This is a genomic window from Dysgonomonas sp. HDW5A, from assembly GCF_011299555.1.
In the GTDB taxonomy this organism is placed as follows: domain Bacteria; phylum Bacteroidota; class Bacteroidia; order Bacteroidales; family Dysgonomonadaceae; genus Dysgonomonas_A.
The window spans coordinates 3,644,958-3,664,703 of record NZ_CP049857.1 but is presented as its reverse complement, the minus strand read 5'-3'; the positions used below and the strand labels follow the sequence as shown (position 1 = coordinate 3,664,703).

Sequence of the window (19,746 nt, the reverse complement as noted above, 5' to 3'; positions counted from 1 at the left end):
ACCATGAAAAAAACATTCGTTACCATGCTGCTGTGTATTACCGCTATATCGTTGCTGTCGGCACAAAAGACAGTTACCAAAGATGTAATGCGAAAAATATATGAAGAAGTAAAAACACCCTTCAAATATGGGCTGGTGCTTGCTCCTTCGGATAATAAGCACAAAATGGATTGTCCAACTGTTTTTCGGGAAAATGGCAGATGGTATATGTCATACCTCGTTTATAACGGAAAATCAGGAAAAGACGGACGTGGCTATGAAACATGGCTTGCCGAAAGTGACGACCTGCTACAATGGAAAACACTTGGACGGATAATGTCATTCCCTAAAGCAGGAAGCGGCAGATGGGACGAAAATCAACGGGGCGGATACATTGCCCTGATAGATTATGAGTGGAGCGGAAGCTACAAACCTCAGAAATTCGATAATAAATACTGGATGTCGTACTTTGGAGGAACAGGTCGCGGGTACGAACAAGGCAGGCTCGAAGAGGGCATTGCCTACACCCCCGGAGATATAACCCAAGCTCACGAATGGAAGTACTTAGACAAACCTGTTCTTTCGCCTCTCAACCCCGATAAAGGTTGGTGGGAAAATATCACACAATACAAATCGTCGGTTATTTGGGATAAGAACAAAACGTTGGGCTATCCTTTCGTAATGTATTACAATGCGGGTGGTGTCAACCCTACCAACAACGTAAAAGCCGAACGCATCGGCATTGCCTTGTCAAAGGATATGGTTAACTGGAAACGCTACAAAGGTAATCCCATTGTAAACCACGAAGAAGGAATTACAGGCGATGGAGTGATTCAAAAAATAGGTGATGTATATGTGATGTTCTATTTCAGTGCATTCCGCAAAGACCGCCCTTATAAAGCATTCAACACCTTTGCCTGTTCGTACGATTTAGTCAACTGGACAGATTGGGACGGTGACGATTTGATTATACCTTCCGAAAAATACGATAACCTGTTTGCACATAAATCGTATGTCGTAAAATGGAACGGAACGGTGTATCATTTCTATTGCGGAGTAAATGAAAACGACCAACGGGGAATAGCTGTTGCTACCTCGAAAGATATGGGCAAGAGCCTCCTCCGATTTCCTAAACCTGATAAAGAAACCTTCAGAAAAGAATTTTCGTTGAATGAGGGTTGGAAAACTAGCGTAAATGAGACAGACAAAGATGCCCACAAAGGGTTCGAAAATCCACTTTATAACGATACTCAATGGGAACGGGTAAGTGTTCCTCACAATTGGGACAAATACGAAGGTATCAGACGCTTAAAACATGGAAATAAGCATGGGTATGCGTGGTACAGAAAAGAGTTCAATGTAGAAAAGCAAGGCGAAAATAAAAGATACTTTCTATATTTTGAAGGTGTGGGTTCGTATGCTACAGTATTTGTTAACGGTAAAAAGGTTGGTTATCATGCAGGTGGGCGTACCACATTCACTTTAGATGTAACGGATGCTGTTGACTTTGACCGCCCCAATATATTGGCGGTTCAAGCAGACCATCCACCTATGATTTCCGATTCGCCATGGGTATGTGGGGGATGTTCGTCCGAATGGGGTTTTTCGGAAGGTTCTCAACCGATGGGTATTTTCAGACCTGTTACATTGGTTGTTACTGACGAAGTACGGATAGAGCCTTTCGGTGTGCATGCGTGGAATAACGAACCAACAGACAAGGATAAAAAGATATTTACGTTGAACGTAAATACCGAAGTCAAAAACTACAGTTCAAAAAAACGGACTTTTGAAGTCATTCAAAAACTGGTCGACAAAGACGGCATTCAAATAGAACGCATTACGGATAAAGTAACCTTAAAACCCAACAAAATAAAGACCATCAGCCAAAAGAGTAAAGACATCGAGAATCCGCATTTGTGGGATACCGAAAATCCGTATCTCTACAAGTTGATAACTATGATAAAAGAAGACGGGAAAACCATCGATCAGGAGACAACCGCCTACGGTTTCCGTTGGGTGTCGTGGCCTGTTTATCGTACCGATGGCGATCAACGTTTCTACCTCAATGGCAAGCCTGTATTCCTGAATGGTGTTTGCGAATACGAACATATGCTGGGAAATAGCCACGCTTTTAGCGAAGAGCAGATACTATCACGTATAAGCCAGATGAAAGCTGCGGGATTTAATGCTTTTCGGGATGCACATCAACCTCATAACCTTATCTATCAGAATATATGGGATAAAACAGGAATGCTTTTCTGGACACAATTATCTGCCCACGTATGGTACGACACACCCGAATTCAGAGAGAACTTTAAGAACAATCTTCGCGAATGGGTAAAAGAAAGACGTTCGTGCCCTTCGGTCATTTTGTGGGGATTACAAAACGAAAGCACACTGCCCGAAGATTTTGCCAAAGAGTGTACTGAAATTATACGTGAAATGGATCCCACTTCACCTTCACAACGCTTGGTTACAACCTGTAACGGAGGTACGGGAACAGACTGGAATGTAGTGCAAAACTGGTCGGGAACTTATGGAGGCGATCCTTACAAATACGCTAAAGAACTCAGCAAAAAAGAACAACTCCTAAACGGTGAATACGGTGCATGGAGAAGTATAGGATTACATACCGAAGGCGGTTTCAAACAAGACGGAATTTTCAGCGAAGATAGAATGACACAACTCATGGAAATGAAAATCCGCCTGGCAGAACAGGCCAAAGACAGCGTTTGCGGGCAGTTCCAATGGATATACAATTCGCACGACAACCCAGGTAGAATACAAAATGAAGAGGGCTTCCGCGATATAGACCGCATAGGACCTTTCAACTACAAAGGATTAGTTACTCCGTGGGAAGAACCTTTGGATGTGTATTACATGTACCGCTCTAATTATATATCGAAAGAAGAATCACCGATGGTTTATCTGGTTTCGCATACTTGGAATAATCGCTGGACGGAAACAGGCAAGAAAGACGGTATCATCGTATATTCAAATTGTGACGAAGTGGAGCTTTTCAACGATGTGAAATCAGTTTCGCTCGGCAAACGTACCAGAGGAGGAATAGGTACGCACTTTCAATGGGATAATGCGGACATTCGGTATAATGTACTGTATGCTGTTGGCTATGTTGACGGGAAAGCCGTTGCAGAGGATTATATTATTATGGAGAACCTGCCTCAATCGCCCGATTTTGGCAAGCTATATAAGAATCTAGTTAATCAAACCTTACCACAAAAAGGATATAATTATATATACCGTGTCAACTGCGGAGGGGGTGACTTCATGGATGAAAACGGAAACCTTTGGGCTGCCGATGTTCATAAGAAAGACGGAAATTACTGGGGTTCACTTTCGTGGACTGACCAATTTGGTAGCTTGCCTAACTTTTTGGCCTCTCAACGAGTTACAAAAGACCCGATTGAGGGTACTAAGGATTGGGAGTTGTTTCAGACCTTCCGATATGGTCGGGACAAACTGAAATACCAGTTCCCCCTACCCGATGGCGAATATCTGGTAGAGATGTATTTTATAGAACCTTGGTGGGGTACAGATAGAAGCATGGATTGTGAAGGCTACCGAATCTTTGATGTGGCAATAAGTGGAGACACCGTATTAAAAAATCTGGATATTTGGAAAGAGGCAGGACACGACCGATTACTGAAAAAGACAGTAAAAGCCTCGGCTAAAAACGGATTACTCGAAATATCTTTTCCGAATACAACCGCAGGGCAAGCCATTCTTTCGGCTGTTGCTATCGCATCTACAAATCAAAGTATCAAACCTGCACCACAATCGCCTCAACTGATTACTGATATAAAAGGAGGTACGCAAAAATCGTGGTTGGATACAGGCAAGGAGTTCAAAACACTTCCTCCGTTATTATACGGAGCAGAATATATAATTCCGAACAAAGGTTCTAACGAGATCAGTTTCAGCCTGACCGACAATGCTGATATTTATATCAAGGAAGATACCGGTTTTGTGAAGAAATCATATCCTAAAAATCAGACTATTACTGTCAGTGGAAATAAACCGATAGTAGCCGTTCCTCAGATCGATTGGATAGAGGAACCAAATCTTCGCCCCGAAATTGCTTACGGAGCACAAGAAGCCATTACCAAAGGTAAAGGATGGGCAAAAGTGAACCATCGTAAAAAAGACGGGATGAAGATAGAACAAAAAGGCGAACACAGCATTACATGGACTATCTCACCGGGATTAGCCGGAGTTTACGCCCTCCGTTTCAAGTATATGAACGTGACTAAAGAACCTATCGTTGCTAAAATTCAAGTATTGGCTTCGGATGACAGGGTGATGCGGGAAGATAATATACAATTTCCGTCTGCTCCCGAAAAATGGCGTATGGTAAGCACTACTACGGGAGCTTATATCAATGCGGGTCATTACAGGGTAGTGATCAGCGGAGAAAATCTTAACGGACTTTGGTTCGATGGTTTAGATATGCAATAAGGTATTTACGAGTTACAAGATAAGAGATACAAGATGAAAAAACTTTTAATTATATCGTTCCTAATAGCCAGTTTTTCGGTTTTTGCACAATACAACAAACCCGATTGGGAAAACCTGTCGGTATTGGAGATAAACAGAGAAGATGCCAGAGCCAGTTTTATTCCTTTTGCCAATACCCAACAAGCCTTGTCGGGCAACAGGGAGAAGTCGCCGTATTTTGTATCGCTAAACGGAAACTGGAAGTTCCACTGGGTAGATACGCCTCATAAAAGACCTTTGGATTTCTACCAAACTGATTTTAATGACAGTCCATGGAAAACCATTCCTATACCGTCCAATTGGGAGATGCAAGGCTATGGCACCCCTATTTATGTAAGTGCAGGATATCCTTTTAAAATAGACCCTCCCCGTGTAATGGGAGAGCCTAAAGCCGATTATACGGCTTTTAAAGAACGCAATCCGGTGGGATCGTACCGGCGTTCGTTCGATCTTCCGCAGAACTGGAAAGATCGCCGTGTATTTATACATTTCGCAGGAGTACAGAGTGCCTTTTATGTGTGGATTAACGGCAAAAAGGTAGGATACAGCCAGGGAAGTATGGAACCCTCCGAGTTTGATATAACAGATTACGTTCAAAAAGGAAAAAACCAATTGGCAGTAGAAGTGTATCGCTGGTGCGACGGCAGTTATCTCGAAGATCAGGATATGTGGCGGACAAGCGGTATCCACCGGGAAGTATTTCTATACTCTACAAACGATGTCCGTATTTCGGATTTTGCGGTAAGAACCATTTTAGACAAAGACTACAAAGATGCAAGCCTGCAAATAAAACCCGAACTGAAATCGTACAAAGGAAACAAACTAGAGGGTTGGAATATTGAGGCACAACTGTATGATGCACAAAACAAACCTGTAATTACAGATGCTCTCAAACAAGATGCTCTGCCCGTACTCAATGCCGATTACAAAGCGGCAATAATAAATGACAGGGCTCCTCAACGGGGTGCTGCTAAATTTGCATGGTTAGAAGCCAATGTATCTGATCCTTTGAAATGGACAGCCGAGACACCCAATCTGTACACTTTAGTATTGAGTTTGGTAAATGACAGAGACGAAGTAGTAGAAACCGTTCGTACTCAAGTTGGTTTTCGTAGCATAGAAATAAAGGATGGGCAAGTCTTGATTAACGGAAACCCTGTTCGCTTACGTGGAGTAAATCGTCACGAACACGATCCGTCCACAGGACGAAGCATTAGTTATGAGCGGATGAAACAGGATATTATCCTCATGAAGCAAGCTAATATCAATGCAGTTCGTACAGCCCATTATCCAAACAATACGCAATGGTACGAACTCTGTAACGAATACGGGATGTATGTAATGGACGAAGCCGATATAGAGGAACATGGTTTAAGGGGACAACTGGCAAGTGATCCGGCTTGGCATGCTGCATTTATGGATAGAGCCATTCGTATGGCCGAAAGAGACAAAAATCATCCCTCAATCATATGTTGGTCGATGGGAAATGAATCAGGTTATGGACCTAATTTTGCTGCTATATCAGCTTGGTTGAAAGATTTCGACCCTACCCGATTTATTCATTACGAAGGGGCACAAGGTACGCCTACCGATCCCAAGACGGTAGATGTAATCAGTCGGTTTTATCCACGAGTAGAGCAAGAATACCTCAATCCGAATATCAAGGCAGGGGAAGATAAAGAACGTGCCGAAAATGCCCGTTGGGAACGTCTGCTTAGTATCGCCCAAGATACGGTTGATAATCGCCCTGTGCTTACAAGTGAATATGCTCATGCAATGGGCAACGCTCTAGGAAATTTCAAAGAATATTGGGATGAAATATATTCTAATAAAAGGATGCTAGGAGGATTTATATGGGATTGGGTAGATCAGGGGCTATACAAAACCGACGAAAACGGCATCCGCTTTATGGCGTATGGAGGTGACTTCGGTGACAAACCCAATCTGAAAGCTTTTTGTTTCAACGGAATCGTATTTGCTGAACGTGAAACAACTCCTAAATATTTTGAAGTAAAAAAAGTATATCAGCCTATATTTATCGAACCTTTAGTTTTAAATAAAAATAAAGCATCGGTTTTTATCACCAATCGCAATCATCATATAAACCTCAACGAATATGATATGAGATGGCAAATAATTACTGAGGGGGACACTATACAAAAAGGTGTAATTACTAACTTAAATCTTGAGGCAGGAGCGAAACGCGATATACATCTGCCGATAAAACCTATCAAAGTTAAACCTAATTCAGATTATTGGTTACGAGTAAGCTTTCATCTGAAAGAAAATACGCTTTGGGCTGATAAAGGATTTGAAATAGGATTTGAACAGTTCGATATGGGTATTAGAGAAGATGTAGCTGAGTTAAGAGATAAAACATCTATCTCTAAAATTGATAGATATGCCGATAGAATTGAAGTTAAGGGAAAAGATTTTTCTGCTATATTTCATATCTTAAATGGCAATCTTTCTTCGTTAAAATATAATGGCATAGAAATGATTGTTTCCCCTCTAATTTTTCAAGGATACCGTGCTCCTGTTGACAATGATAAAGGCTTTGGTAACTGGCTTGCCAAAGATTGGAAAGAGCAAGGCTTGGATAGTCTCAAGCGAGTAGTAAAATCAACCGAAATAATCGAGGAAAATGACTCATATATCATTATTAAAACTATTGCCGAAAGCCTTTCTAAAAATGGAAAATTCATACATGAATGTCTCTGGAAAATAAATGGTGATGGCACTATAGAGGTAAATAATAAGTTTACCCCTTCGGAAGAATTACCAGAACTTCCTCGATTAGGAGTAGTTATGTCTTTAAATTCTGATTTAGAAAATATAAAATGGTACGGTCACGGCCCTTACGAAAACTATTCGGATCGGAAGACAAGTTGCCCCATTGGAGTATATTCAAGTACCGTTACAGACCAATATGTACCGTATCCGCATCCACAGGAAACAGGCAATAAGGAAGGTATTCGATGGATAAATCTAACCGATAAAAACGGAAAAGGTATTTCAATCACCTCCTTATCCGAAAATATGTCGGGGTCTGCATTGCATTTTACGGCAGGAGATTTGGATGCTGCTACTCATGCTTATTTGTTGAAACCACGAGAAGAAGTGATACTTTCTCTCGATGCTATCATGTTGGGACTTGGAAATAGCAGCTGCGGACCGGGAGTATTAAAGAAATATGCTGTCGAGAAAAAAACACATGAATTGAAATTTGTTATCGAACCTTTGAAATGAAAAAACTATGAATAAAAAACAACTATTTTATTTTATGCTATTCTGCGGAATACTTCTTTCACAAAACATAAAAACACAAAATAAAAATCAAACATTTAATGCTACCGAAACAGGTATTCAATATTTATCAGGAAGGGGTTCAGATGACACTGTCGATTGGGAGTTTTTCTGTACCGATGGACGCAACAGTGGCAAATGGACAACTATTCCTGTGCCCTCTTGTTGGGAGTTGCAAGGTTTTGGCACATATCAATATGGAATGCCTTTTTATGGCAAACCCAATCCTCCAGGAATAGCCAACGAGCAAGGTAAATACAAATATAAATTTAAGCTGCCTAAAGAATGGGAAGGACGAACAGTTCGCATAGTATTTGATGGGGTAATGACCGATGTTGAAGCTCAAATCAACGGTCGTCGTTGCGGATACCCTCATCAAGGAGCATTTTATCGTTTTAAAAGTGATGTCAGTGACCGAATATTTTTCGGAGAAAAAGAGAATACTCTTGAACTAACTGTCAGTAAAGAATCAGCAAACCCAAGTGTGAACATGGCTGAAAGACGAGCCGATTATTGGAACTTCGGAGGCATTTTTCGCCCTGTATTTGTTGAAGCACTTCCCGCTCAGTTTATAGATTGCACAGCTATTGACGCAAATGCAGACGGCAGTTTTTATGCAGATGTATTTCTAGGTTTAGCAATGGGCAACAATACTAAAGTGGTTGCTGAGTTGACTGATATAGATGGAAAGTCAATCGGTAAGAATATTGAAACTCCCATCACAGGAGGATCAGATAAAGCTATTATCAAAGGGAAATTCGATAATATAAAGAATTGGACGCCTGAAACACCCAGTCTGTATTACATGAAATTTTCATTAATGCAAAACAATAAAATACTGCACACTGTGACCGAACGTTTTGGCTTTCGAACAATTGAAGTTCGTGTAAGTGATGGTTTATATGTCAATGGTCAGAAGGTTATGATAAAAGGAGTTAACCGTCATAGTTTTCGTCCTGAAACTGGAAGAACACTCAGCAAAAAAGACAATTATGATGATGTAAAACTCATCAAAGAAATGAACATGAACGCAGTTCGCCTGTCTCATTATCCATCCGATCCCGACTTCTTAAAAGCTTGTGACGAATTAGGCTTATATGTAATGGTAGAACTTGCCGGATGGCATGGCATGTATGACAGTAATGTAGGAACTAAACTGATTCACGAAATGATAAAAAGGGATGTAAACCATCCATCTGTAACATGGTGGGCAAACGGAAACGAAGGAGGTCACAATCTCGAAATAGACAAAGAATTTGCACCACTAGATCCGCAGAAAAGACCCGTTTTGCATCCTCAAAAAAACTTCGGTGGATTCGAAACCATGCATTATCGTTCGTATGGAGAAAGTCAGGAGTATATGCGTAAACCCGAAATTTTTATGCCTACCGAATTTCTACATGGTCTATATGATGGCGGAGCAGGAGCAGGACTTTGGGATTATTGGGAAATGATGCGTAAGCATCCTCGCTGTTCGGGCGGTTTCATCTGGATGTTGGCAGACGAAGGAGTTGTAAGAACAGATCAAAACGGACGTATCGATAATGTTGGAAACTATGGAGCAGACGGTATTGTAGGCCCTCATCACGAAAAAGAGGGAAGCTTTTATACAGTGAAACAGGTATGGTCACCTATACAAATAATGAATACTACCCTGTCCGATAATTTTGACGGTACTCTAACCATAGAAAATAGATACGATTTTACGAATCTGAAAGATTGCCGATTTGTATGGAAACTTAAATCATTCGATGGACAGCAAGAGAAAATAATCAAAACAGATAATATCAAAGGTATTGATGTTGCTCCTCATACATCAGGTGTATTAAAAATCAATCTCCCATCCAATTGGAAAAATGCTGATGCTTTATATTTAACGGCTTACAGTCCAACCGATGAGGAACTTTGGACATGGGATTGGCAATGGAAAAAACCGAGTGAGTACTATTCCTTCTCAAAAGGAAAAACCAACTTATCGGTAAAAGAAGAGACAGATAACCTTATCGTAACAGCAGGTTCAACAGTATTGACATTCTGCAAAAAAAATGGAGAATTAAGCTCTGTAAAACAAAACAATAAAGATATTTCTTTTGGTAATGGACCAAGATTCATTGCAGCCCGCCGTGGCGACCGTTCAATGGATATTTTCTATAATCATGACGATGCCGAAGCACGAAGCAAAGAACGCATCTATACTGATATTTCGGGAGAAAATAAACTGACAAATTTTACATTTAAAAATACACTAGATAGTATTACAATTACTGCCGATTATTTCGGGAATATGCGTCAGGCACACTGGGTTATAAAATCAGACGGAACTATTCGATTAGATTACAGTTATCAATACGAAGGAGTAGTCGAATTGATGGGTATAAAATTCGATTACCCCGAAAATCAAGTAATATCCAAACAATGGTTGGGAGAAGGTCCTTATCGAGTATGGCAAAACCGCATTCACGGTACAAATTTCGGAATATGGAAGAATGATTATAATGATCCTATTCCCGGAGAATCGTTTCTTTATCCCGAATTTAAAGGCTATTTCAATAATTGGAAGTGGGCAGATATCAATACCAGCGAAGGAGTTATCAGCTTAGGTAATAGTAACGAGAATAATTATCTGGGAGTATATACCCCTCGGGATGGTCGGGATGCCTTATTATACACCATTCCTCAAAGTGGAATTTCTGTATTGAAAGTAATTCCTGCTGTCAGAAATAAAGTAAATGCGACCGATTTAGTAGGTCCTTCTTCTCAGGCTCAATGGGTAACAGGTTTGCAACAAGACAGTATTTATCTGAAATTCGAAACAAAGTAAAAGATTATGAGAAAAATATTATCAATCTGTTTACTGTTTTGCCTTAGCTTAAACCTAAGCTACGCACAAGACTTGCTTCAATTGTGGACATCGCCTCCCGAAGAGTCCAAATCGTGGGTGTTCTGGTACTGGATGCAAGGAGCAGTCTCAAAAGAAGGAATCACAGCCGATATTGAGGCGATGAAAGAAGTCGGTATTGCAGGTGCATACCTTATGCCTATAAAAGGAGTTCCCGAAAAGCCTTTTGTTACGCCTATAGTAGAGCAACTCAGCCCCCTTTGGTGGGAAATGGTAGAATTTGCTTTTAAAGAAGCCGACCGTGTAGGTGTGAAATTGGGTTTCCACATTTGTGACGGATTTGCCCTTGCAGGTGGCCCTTGGATTACACCCGAATTATCCATGCAAAAAGTAGTCTGGAGTAAGGCAAATGTAAAAGGTGGAACTATAACTGACTTATTACTTCCCCAGCCCGAAAACTACCAAGGGTATTATAAAGACATTGCCGTATTCGCCTATCCGACCCCACAGGGTGAAGGTATCTCAACAGAAACGATCATACCCAAAGTAACGACTAATGTTCCTGACATTGATCCTCAGTTTTTAGCAGATAAAAACAGCGATGGTACTTTTCGCAGCGAATCGCCTTGTTGGATACAATACGCATTTGATAAGCCTTTCACTTGTCGAAGCGTGCAGGTACAAGCTCCACCTCGAAGCTTCCAAGGACAACGTCTTACTATTGAAGCCAGTGATGATGGTGTAAATTTTCGCAAAATCGTACAATTAGAACCTCCACGTCAGGGATGGCAAAACGACGATTTTCCGATGACGAATAGCATACCCACTACAACAGCTCGTTATTTTCGTTTCTTGTATCATAAATCGGGAACAGAACCGGGCTCTGAGGATTTGGATGCTGCGAAATGGAAACAGTCTCTCAAAATAAAAAGCATTTGGTTATCATCCGAAGCACAGATACATCAATACGAAGGGAAGAGTGCACAAGCATGGCGAGTAAGTCCACGTACAACCAACGAGCAAATAACAACAGACTTGTGCGTTGATCCTAAACAAATAATTGATATTACTCAATATCTGGATAAAGACGGAAAACTGAATTGGAAAGCCCCCAAAGGAAATTGGACAATGCTCCGTATAGGGCATACATCAACAGGTCATACCAATGCTACAGGCGGAAAAGGAGCAGGATTGGAATGCGACAAGTTTAATCCCGAAGCCATCCGTTTACAATTTAATTCATGGTTTGGAAAAGCTGTAGAGGTAGCCGGTGAAGATTTAGCCTCACGTGTATTGAAAGTATTCCATGTTGACAGTTGGGAATGTGGCAGTCAAAACTGGTCGTCTAACTTTCGGGATGAATTCAAAAAACGCAGAGGGTACGACATATATCCATATCTGCCTGTTATGGCAGGTATTCCGATAGAAAGTACCGAAACATCAGAAAGAATATTATACGATATACGGCAAACGATATCAGAATTGGTCGTAGATAAATTTTATGCAGTACTGAAAGAGGAAGCCAATGCCAAGGGCTGTCAATTCAGTGCCGAATGTGTATCACCTACCATGATGAGCGATGGAATGATGCATTATAAAAACACCGATCTCCCTATGGGTGAATATTGGTTGCAAAGCCCTACACATGACAAACCAAACGATGTACTTGATGCTATATCAGGAGGACACATCTATGGAAAGAATATCATTCAAGCCGAAGCATTTACACAACTCCGTACCATGTTTGATGAGCATCCCGCCATGCTTAAATCTTTACAAGACAGACATTATGCATTGGGTATAAACCGCTTGAGCTATCATGTAAATGTACTGAATCCATGGCTAGACCGTCAACCCGGTATGACTTTAGATGGTATCGGTTTATATTTTCAACGTGACCAAACGTGGTGGAAATTGGGAAAAGCATGGGTAGACTATGCACAACGCTGTCAGGCACTATTACAATTTGGAAAACCTGTAATAGATATTGCCGTTTTCACAGGAGAAGAACTTCCTCGCCGGGCTTTACTTCCTGATAGATTAGTTCCTTTCTTACCGGGTATTTTTGGAGAAGAAAAAGTGCAACAGGAAAAAGTACGCCTTGCCAATGTGGGCGAACCTACCCGTCAAATGCCTTTAGGAGTAAATCATTCCTCTAACATAACAGGTTCCGAAGATTGGGTAAACCCGTTAAGAGGATATCAATACGATAGTTTTAATCCCGATGTACTTCTTAATTCAGCAAAAGTAGAAAATGGTCGCATTATACTTTCTAATGGCATGAGCTATGCTGCGTTAGTTATTCCAGGAAAACATCCTATGCAACCTAATCCCGAGCGTATATCAACAGAGGTAGCTCATAAAATAAATGAACTCTCAGCACAGGGAGCAACTATATTGATGGGAGAACTTCCTTCTCAAACATTGAACTATAAAGAAAAGAAAGATCATATAACATGGAATAATTTTCGTACAATGAACCTGCCCTATATGGAGGAAAATTTCGATAAAATAGGAATCGAACGAGACTTTATTGTAAAAGAAAATAACTCGACTCAATACGCTAAAGATGTTGCTTACACTCACAGGCAAGGTAATGGAGTTGATATTTATTTTATATCGAACCAACTGGATACACTTCGACAATTTGAAGTTTCGTTACGTGCTTCGGGTAAAATACCCGAACGATGGAATCCTGTAACGGGTGAAATCGCAACCGATATTCAGTGGAATATTGAAAACAACAGAACAAATGTTTCCTTATCACTAGACGCTAATGAATCGGTATTCATAGTACTAAAGACTCCGACTGACCGAATAAAAAATCAGATGAAAGTAACTGAGATACATTCTCCTATTGTGATTAATACCCCTTGGCAAGTACAATTTGATGAAAAATCACGAGGAGCGAAAGAGCCTGTTATCTTTAACAAACTGACTGATTGGAGTACACATAAAAACGAGCAAATTCGTTATTATTCAGGAACCGCAGTTTATCAAAATAATTTTAAATTGACTGCCGATAAAAAAACACGTTATTATCTCGAATTAGAAGAAGTTTATAATCTGGCTGAAGTAAAAGTAAACGGGAAATCGTGCGGTATCATCTGGACAAAACCATATAAAGTGGAAATAACTGATGCTCTGAAAAGTGGAAACAATACACTCGAAATATCAGTTGCTAATACATGGGCAAACCGCATAATGGGTGATGAAAATTTTGGTGCGGAGAAAAATGACAGCCAAAAAATATGGACAAATGCCCGCTATCGACTTACTGAAAAAAATCTGGTTAAAAGCGGAATTATCGGAACTGTAAAAATCAACAGAATAAAATATTAATTATGAAAAAGATAAGCTCTTTTCTACTACTATTTGTAATAGCTTTGGCATTACATGCTGAACTTAAACTGCCTGCCATATTTAGCAATAACATGTTGCTTCAACAAAATACCGAAGTCAAATTATGGGGATGGGCAGACAAAGGACTAACCGTAAGTATCTCACCCTCATGGTCAGAACAAAAATATACGGCTAAAGCTGATAATTCGGGGAAATGGAATCTGACAATACCAACACCTGCAGGAAGTTATCAAACGTATACCATCTCCATATCTGATAATAAAAGTAACATCATTTTTAATAATGTGCTTGTTGGTGAAGTCTGGCTTTGTTCAGGACAATCGAATATGGAAATGCCCATGAAGGGATTTAAAAATCAACCTATTTTAGGAAGCAATGAAGCGATCTTAAGATCTAAAAATAAAAACATACGTTTAATCACTGTTAAGCGTGCATCATCTTTAAGTCCTCAGGATGATATTATTGGAGAGTGGACAGAAGCAACTCCCGAAACGGTTAAAGAATTCAGTGCAACAGGCTATTATTACGGCAAATTATTAAATGAGATGCTGGATGTTCCTGTCGGATTGATTCTCTCTGCATGGGGAGGCTCCACAATTGAGGCATGGATGAGTAAAGATATGCTTTCGGGTTTTGATGATATAAAACTTCCATCATCTGAAGAAGACACCAAAATACCTAACCGAACACCAATAATGCTTTACAATAGTATGATTAATCCTATAGCAGGATATACAATTAAAGGATGTATCTGGTATCAGGGAGAATCTAATTATGAACGCCCCGATCAATACCCTTTACTTTTCGAAAAGATGGTCAGCGAATGGCGTAAAATATGGAGGCAAGGAGAATTTCCTTTTTATTTTTGCCAGATAGCACCTTATAATTATGCTTCTATTGCTCCTATAGAAAAGCAAGGAGGTAAATTTAATTCTGCTTTTTTGAGAGAAGCACAGTATAAGTCGGCGCAAATAATTCCCAATTCGGGAATGGTTGTATTAATGGATATAGGAGAAGAAAAGTGCATTCATCCCCGAGATAAAAAAGTGGGAGGCGAACGCCTTGCGATGATGGCTTTGGGAAAAACGTATGGAATGACAGGTTTTGCTTATGAAAGTCCAACTTTCAAAGAAATGGTAATTGAGGAAAACAAAGCTATACTTTCGTTTGACAACGCACCTATGTGGCTCACAGCTTATGGACAGGAATTAAAACAATTCGAAATAGCAGGAGCCGACAAAGTTTTCTATCCGGCCAAAGCAGAAATTAAGCGCAGCAAAGTAGAAGTTTCTTCCGATAAGGTGAGTAAGCCTGTTGCGGTACGATACGCTTTCAAAGACTTTGCAGTAGGTGACTTGTTCAGTACCGAAGGATTCCCCCTATCCTCTTTTAGAAGCGACAATTGGGACGAATAAAAAACTTAAGGCCTTGACCTTTTTATAGATTTGGCAAGTATGCGAGTAATTGAGTTTATCTATAGTAAGAACAATAAACAGTCAACAAATCATAATAGGGGCTGACCTATGTGTTTGCCCGAATCGAAAAAAATAAACAAGAAAAAACAAATCAGTAAAAAAGTGTCACTTTTGTAACCTTTTATTTATTTAATTATTGATATACAGACATTTGAAAGACATTCAAAAGTGACACTTTTTAGTCATTTGCCAGTTACTTCTGTCACTTAATTTGTTTACTTTTTGTAACGAATGAAACCTTATAGTAGAAGTTTTCAACTCCCGATTGATTTTAAACAGAACTATAGCTAATTATAACTATGAGATATAACAGTAAATATTCTATTCCACTTGTACTCTTTCTAACATTCTGTGGCATTCAATTAATGGCACAGAATATTTCCGACTATAATATCGTCTGGAATACTCAAAGCAACAATTCCTCCGAAAGTATGCCTTGCGGAGGCGGAGACGTCGGTATGAATGTCTGGGTAGAAAATGGTGATATACTTTTTTACTTTTCCCGAAGTGGAACTTTTGATGAGAATAATACATTACTGAAATTGGGACGTATACGTATACGACTTACACCTAATCCATTTGATGGAGGTGAATTTAGTCAGGAGTTAAAACTTGAAGAAGGGCATATTATTATAAAAGGAAAAAATAAGGCGGTTTCATCCGATATTCGCATTTGGGCAGATGTTTTTAATCCGATTATCAATGTGGATATTTCCAATAATCAAAATTTAAAGACAGAAGTTTTTTATGAAAACTGGCGCTATCAGGATAGGTTATTACGAAAAAATGAAAGTAATCAGAATTCCTACAAATGGGCTGCTCCAAAAGATTTAGTAACAAGAAAAGATGACATACACTTCGATAAAAATACAATCGTTTTCTATCATCGCAATTCCGGAGAAACGGTTTTTGATGCTACAGTTAAACAACAAGGATTAGATGCCATAAAATCTCAAATATTCAATCCTCTGGAAAATCTAACCTTTGGAGGAGTAATCACAGCAAAGGAATATAAGGCAAATGGTATTTCAGATGGAATATATGCAGATACCGATTACAAAACATGGAAACTTGAGAGTGAAAGACCTCTTAAAAACAGTCAAATAAAGATACAGTTATATACCGCACAAACAGCAAATATTGCAGATTGGAAATCGGCTTTAGATAAACCTGTTATTTCCGATTTGAAGAAAAACATAGCTTGGTGGAAAGAATTCTGGAATAGAAGCTTTATCCACATTCAATCCGATAAGAAAGATGATAAAGGCTTTGAAATGGCCCGTAACTATCAGCTTTTCCGTTATATGTTGGGTTGTAATGCGTACGGACAATATCCTACTAAATTCAATGGAGGGTTATTTACGTATGATCCTGTGCATACCGATAGTACTTTAAATTTCACACCTGATTTCCGTAAGTGGGGAGGAGGAACTCATACTGCACAAAATCAACGATTAGTATATTTCCCCATGCTGAAAAGTGGTGATATAGATATGATGAAATCACAGTTCGATTTCTATAATCGCATCCTGCCCACTGCCGAATTACGAAGTAAAACCTATTGGGGACATGGAGGGGCATGCTTTACAGAGCAAATCGAAAATTTCGGGTTGCCCAACCCCAGTGAATATGGTTGGAAACGCCCCGAATCGTATGATAAAGGAATGGAATACAATGCTTGGCTAGAGTATCAATGGGATACAGCTCTCGAATTTTGTTTTATGATACTAGAGAAAGAAAAATATACAGGCAAAGATATTTCGGAGTATATACCCTTAATCGAAAGCACGTTACAGTTCTTTGACGAGCATTATCAATATCTGGCAAGACAACGGGGGCGTAAAACTTTGGATGAGCAAGGAAAACTCGTTCTTTATCCGGGATCAGCTTGCGAAACTTATAAAATGGCTTACAATGCTACATCTACAATCGCAGCACTGCTAACGGTTAGCTCCCGATTATTAGAGTTACCCGAAATACAATCTGATACTGTTGCAAAAAACTATTTTACTGAATTTCTAAAGCGTATACCAGAAATTCACACACAGAAAATTGATGGGCATACCACTATTTCACCTGCATGGCTTTGGGAAAGGGTAAATAATGTAGAAACACCACAACTATATCCCGTTTTTCCTTGGGGAATTTATGGTATAGGTAAACCTAATTTAGATATTGCACTGAACACTTGGAAATACGATAAGGATGTTATTAAATTCAGGAGTCATGTGGGATGGAAACAAGACGCTATTTGGGCGGCACGATTAGGCTTAATAGATGAAGCAAAAGATTTACTCATCAAAAAGCTGGAAAGTGCAGAAACACGTTTCCCGGCTTTCTGGGGACCTGGTTATGACTGGACTCCCGATCACAATTGGGGAGGAAGTGGTATGATTGCCTTACAGGAAATGTTACTCCAAACAGATGGGGAGAAAATACTACTTCTTCCGGCATGGGATAAATCATGGGATGTACATTTCAAACTGCATGCACCTTATAACACAACAATAGAATGTAAACTTGAAAACGGAGAAATTATGTTGTTGAAAGTAACCCCCGAAAGCAGGAGGAAAGATATAATTCAACTTTTTTAGAATCATATAGCCAGAACTAATATATAACCTAAAACAACGATACATGAATAATCTATATTCCCTTTTTTTTTACATTTATATTATTATTTATACTATCTTGTTCTGATAATAAACCAAACCAAAATACTAAAATAATGACACCCACTTTTAATTGGAATGTTCAGTATGGCGATAATAAAGATTCAGACTCATTTGAAGAGAAAGGTGCAATTGATTATCAGAGTTTTATAAATGAACTAAGTCAATTTCCCTGGCTAGATGAAATAAGAAAAGCTAATCGAGCTCTTCAATGTTCTCCAACATTAACTGTTGTAGATAAAAACTCCGGTTACGACCTTTTTGTTTCTGGTTATGGAGAAGATGATGGCTCTAATACATATTTTATGGTCGGATTAGTTTGTTCGCCATCAGGTATCTTTAAAAGAAGAAAAGTTATAACAATTGAAACCAAGAGTTTAGATTCTGTAGCAAGGGTGTATGATGCTTTCTTTAAGCAGGACTTCGATCTTGTAAAGAGTCTGCTCAAATAAATGTGTATTCCTTTTAAGGATTAATTATACTATATATTGTAGTATTTAGTAGAAACAGCAAATAAAACCCTCTTCTTTATCTATTTATATTCCTCTCTATATTGGGTTGGTGTTTTTCCTGTATGTTGTTTGAAAATACGATTGAAATACGAAATATTATCTATTGATAAATCGAATGCAATACTTCGAATAGGTAAATTTGTTGTAAGTAAAAAAAGTTGAGCCTTTTCCATCTTCTTCAAATTGATATATTTAGTAGGTGTATAATTCATTTCCTTTTTGAATAACCTAATAAAATGATCTTCGGTTATACAGGCAATATCTGCCAATTGATCGATAGAAATATCCTTATCTATATTTTCGTGTATGTATAAGAGACTTTTATTTATTCGAATATCTTTATTATTCGATTTCATTTTTATCAGTTCAAGAAATTTCGCCATAAGCTGATATAAAATACCTTGTGTTTCGACACTCGAATGTAAAGGCATCTTATTGTTATTGGCAATATATTGAGAAAATATAGGCGGGTTATCGTATAACTGAGGATCAAAATGATGCAAGTACCTATCGGGATTTATTTCTAATAATCGCTGTGTTAATGATAGATCCAGCAAGGAAGCCTTTATACCTATCGGGAAATCATACGTATCAAATATAGATTCTTTATTTATAACCTTTTCGTAAAAATGGATGTAGTACAACGAAAAATAACTGTCGCACTCATTATCGTGCAAAGTAAACGGAGGTGTTAAATACAAATGATCAGGCTCCAGCAAATAAGTTTTGTCACCAATTTTTGTTTTGGCTCTCCCCTCTTTTACATAATATATACGGGCAAAAGGACTGCATACATTCTTCCAGTTCCAATTGGCATTCAGTTCCGAATAACCGACATTTAATAAGATAAGACTAAGTTCTTCATTCGATTTAAGCATATGACAACATGTCGTTTTAATATCACACCTGTAATATGTAAATATACTTATATTTAATCAATAACAGATAATACGCCAAACACAATATCGATATTATACTACTTCTCCGTCGAAATAGTGAAAGGCATCGTCAGATATTAAATATATATTTGCTTTATCAGTAGTATGAAATAACCAAGAGGTCTTAGACCTTACTTTAATCTAACC

Annotated in this window: 8 protein-coding genes; 7 read left to right on the top strand and 1 reads right to left on the bottom strand. The window is 38.9% G+C overall.

The features are described from left to right. Positions 1 to 3: 3 nt before the first annotated feature. The 7 genes from G7050_RS15095 to G7050_RS15065 all read left to right on the top strand — a co-directional run bounded on the left by G7050_RS15095 (position 4) and on the right by G7050_RS15065 (position 18,601). Positions 4 to 4,455, top strand: a complete 4,452-nt coding sequence (locus G7050_RS15095) for a malectin domain-containing carbohydrate-binding protein (protein WP_166116921.1) — start codon at positions 4 to 6, stop codon at positions 4,453 to 4,455. Between the two features lie 33 nt (positions 4,456 to 4,488). After that, positions 4,489 to 7,743, top strand: coding sequence for a glycoside hydrolase family 2 TIM barrel-domain containing protein (locus G7050_RS15090; RefSeq protein ID WP_166116919.1), 3,255 nt, complete (start codon positions 4,489 to 4,491; stop codon positions 7,741 to 7,743). Between the two features lie 7 nt (positions 7,744 to 7,750). Beyond that, complete coding sequence (locus tag G7050_RS15085; RefSeq protein WP_255499172.1) at positions 7,751 to 10,621, top strand: glycoside hydrolase family 2 protein; 2,871 nt, start codon at positions 7,751 to 7,753, stop codon at positions 10,619 to 10,621. Positions 10,622 to 10,627: 6 nt separating this feature from the next. Then, positions 10,628 to 13,981 carry a glycosyl hydrolase gene (locus G7050_RS15080; protein WP_166116917.1) on the top strand — a complete coding sequence of 1,118 codons (3,354 nt, stop codon included), beginning with the start codon at positions 10,628 to 10,630 and terminating at the stop codon, positions 13,979 to 13,981. Positions 13,982 to 13,983: 2 nt separating this feature from the next. Further along, positions 13,984 to 15,417 carry a sialate O-acetylesterase gene (locus G7050_RS15075; protein ID WP_166116915.1) on the top strand — a complete coding sequence of 478 codons (1,434 nt, stop codon included), beginning with the start codon at positions 13,984 to 13,986 and terminating at the stop codon, positions 15,415 to 15,417. A gap of 359 nt (positions 15,418 to 15,776) precedes the next feature. Further along, complete coding sequence (locus tag G7050_RS15070; RefSeq protein ID WP_166116913.1) at positions 15,777 to 18,071, top strand: DUF5703 domain-containing protein; 2,295 nt, start codon at positions 15,777 to 15,779, stop codon at positions 18,069 to 18,071. Between the two features lie 134 nt (positions 18,072 to 18,205). After that, positions 18,206 to 18,601: a hypothetical protein gene (locus G7050_RS15065; protein ID WP_166116911.1), complete on the top strand. Its 396-nt coding sequence runs from the start codon at positions 18,206 to 18,208 to the stop codon at positions 18,599 to 18,601. A gap of 80 nt (positions 18,602 to 18,681) precedes the next feature. On the opposite strand, the gene G7050_RS15060 is transcribed toward G7050_RS15065, so the two are convergent. Further along, a complete protein-coding gene (locus G7050_RS15060; RefSeq protein WP_166116908.1) occupies positions 18,682 to 19,539 on the bottom strand; it encodes an AraC family transcriptional regulator in 858 nt (285 codons plus the stop codon). Between the last annotated feature and the right edge of the window lie 207 nt (positions 19,540 to 19,746).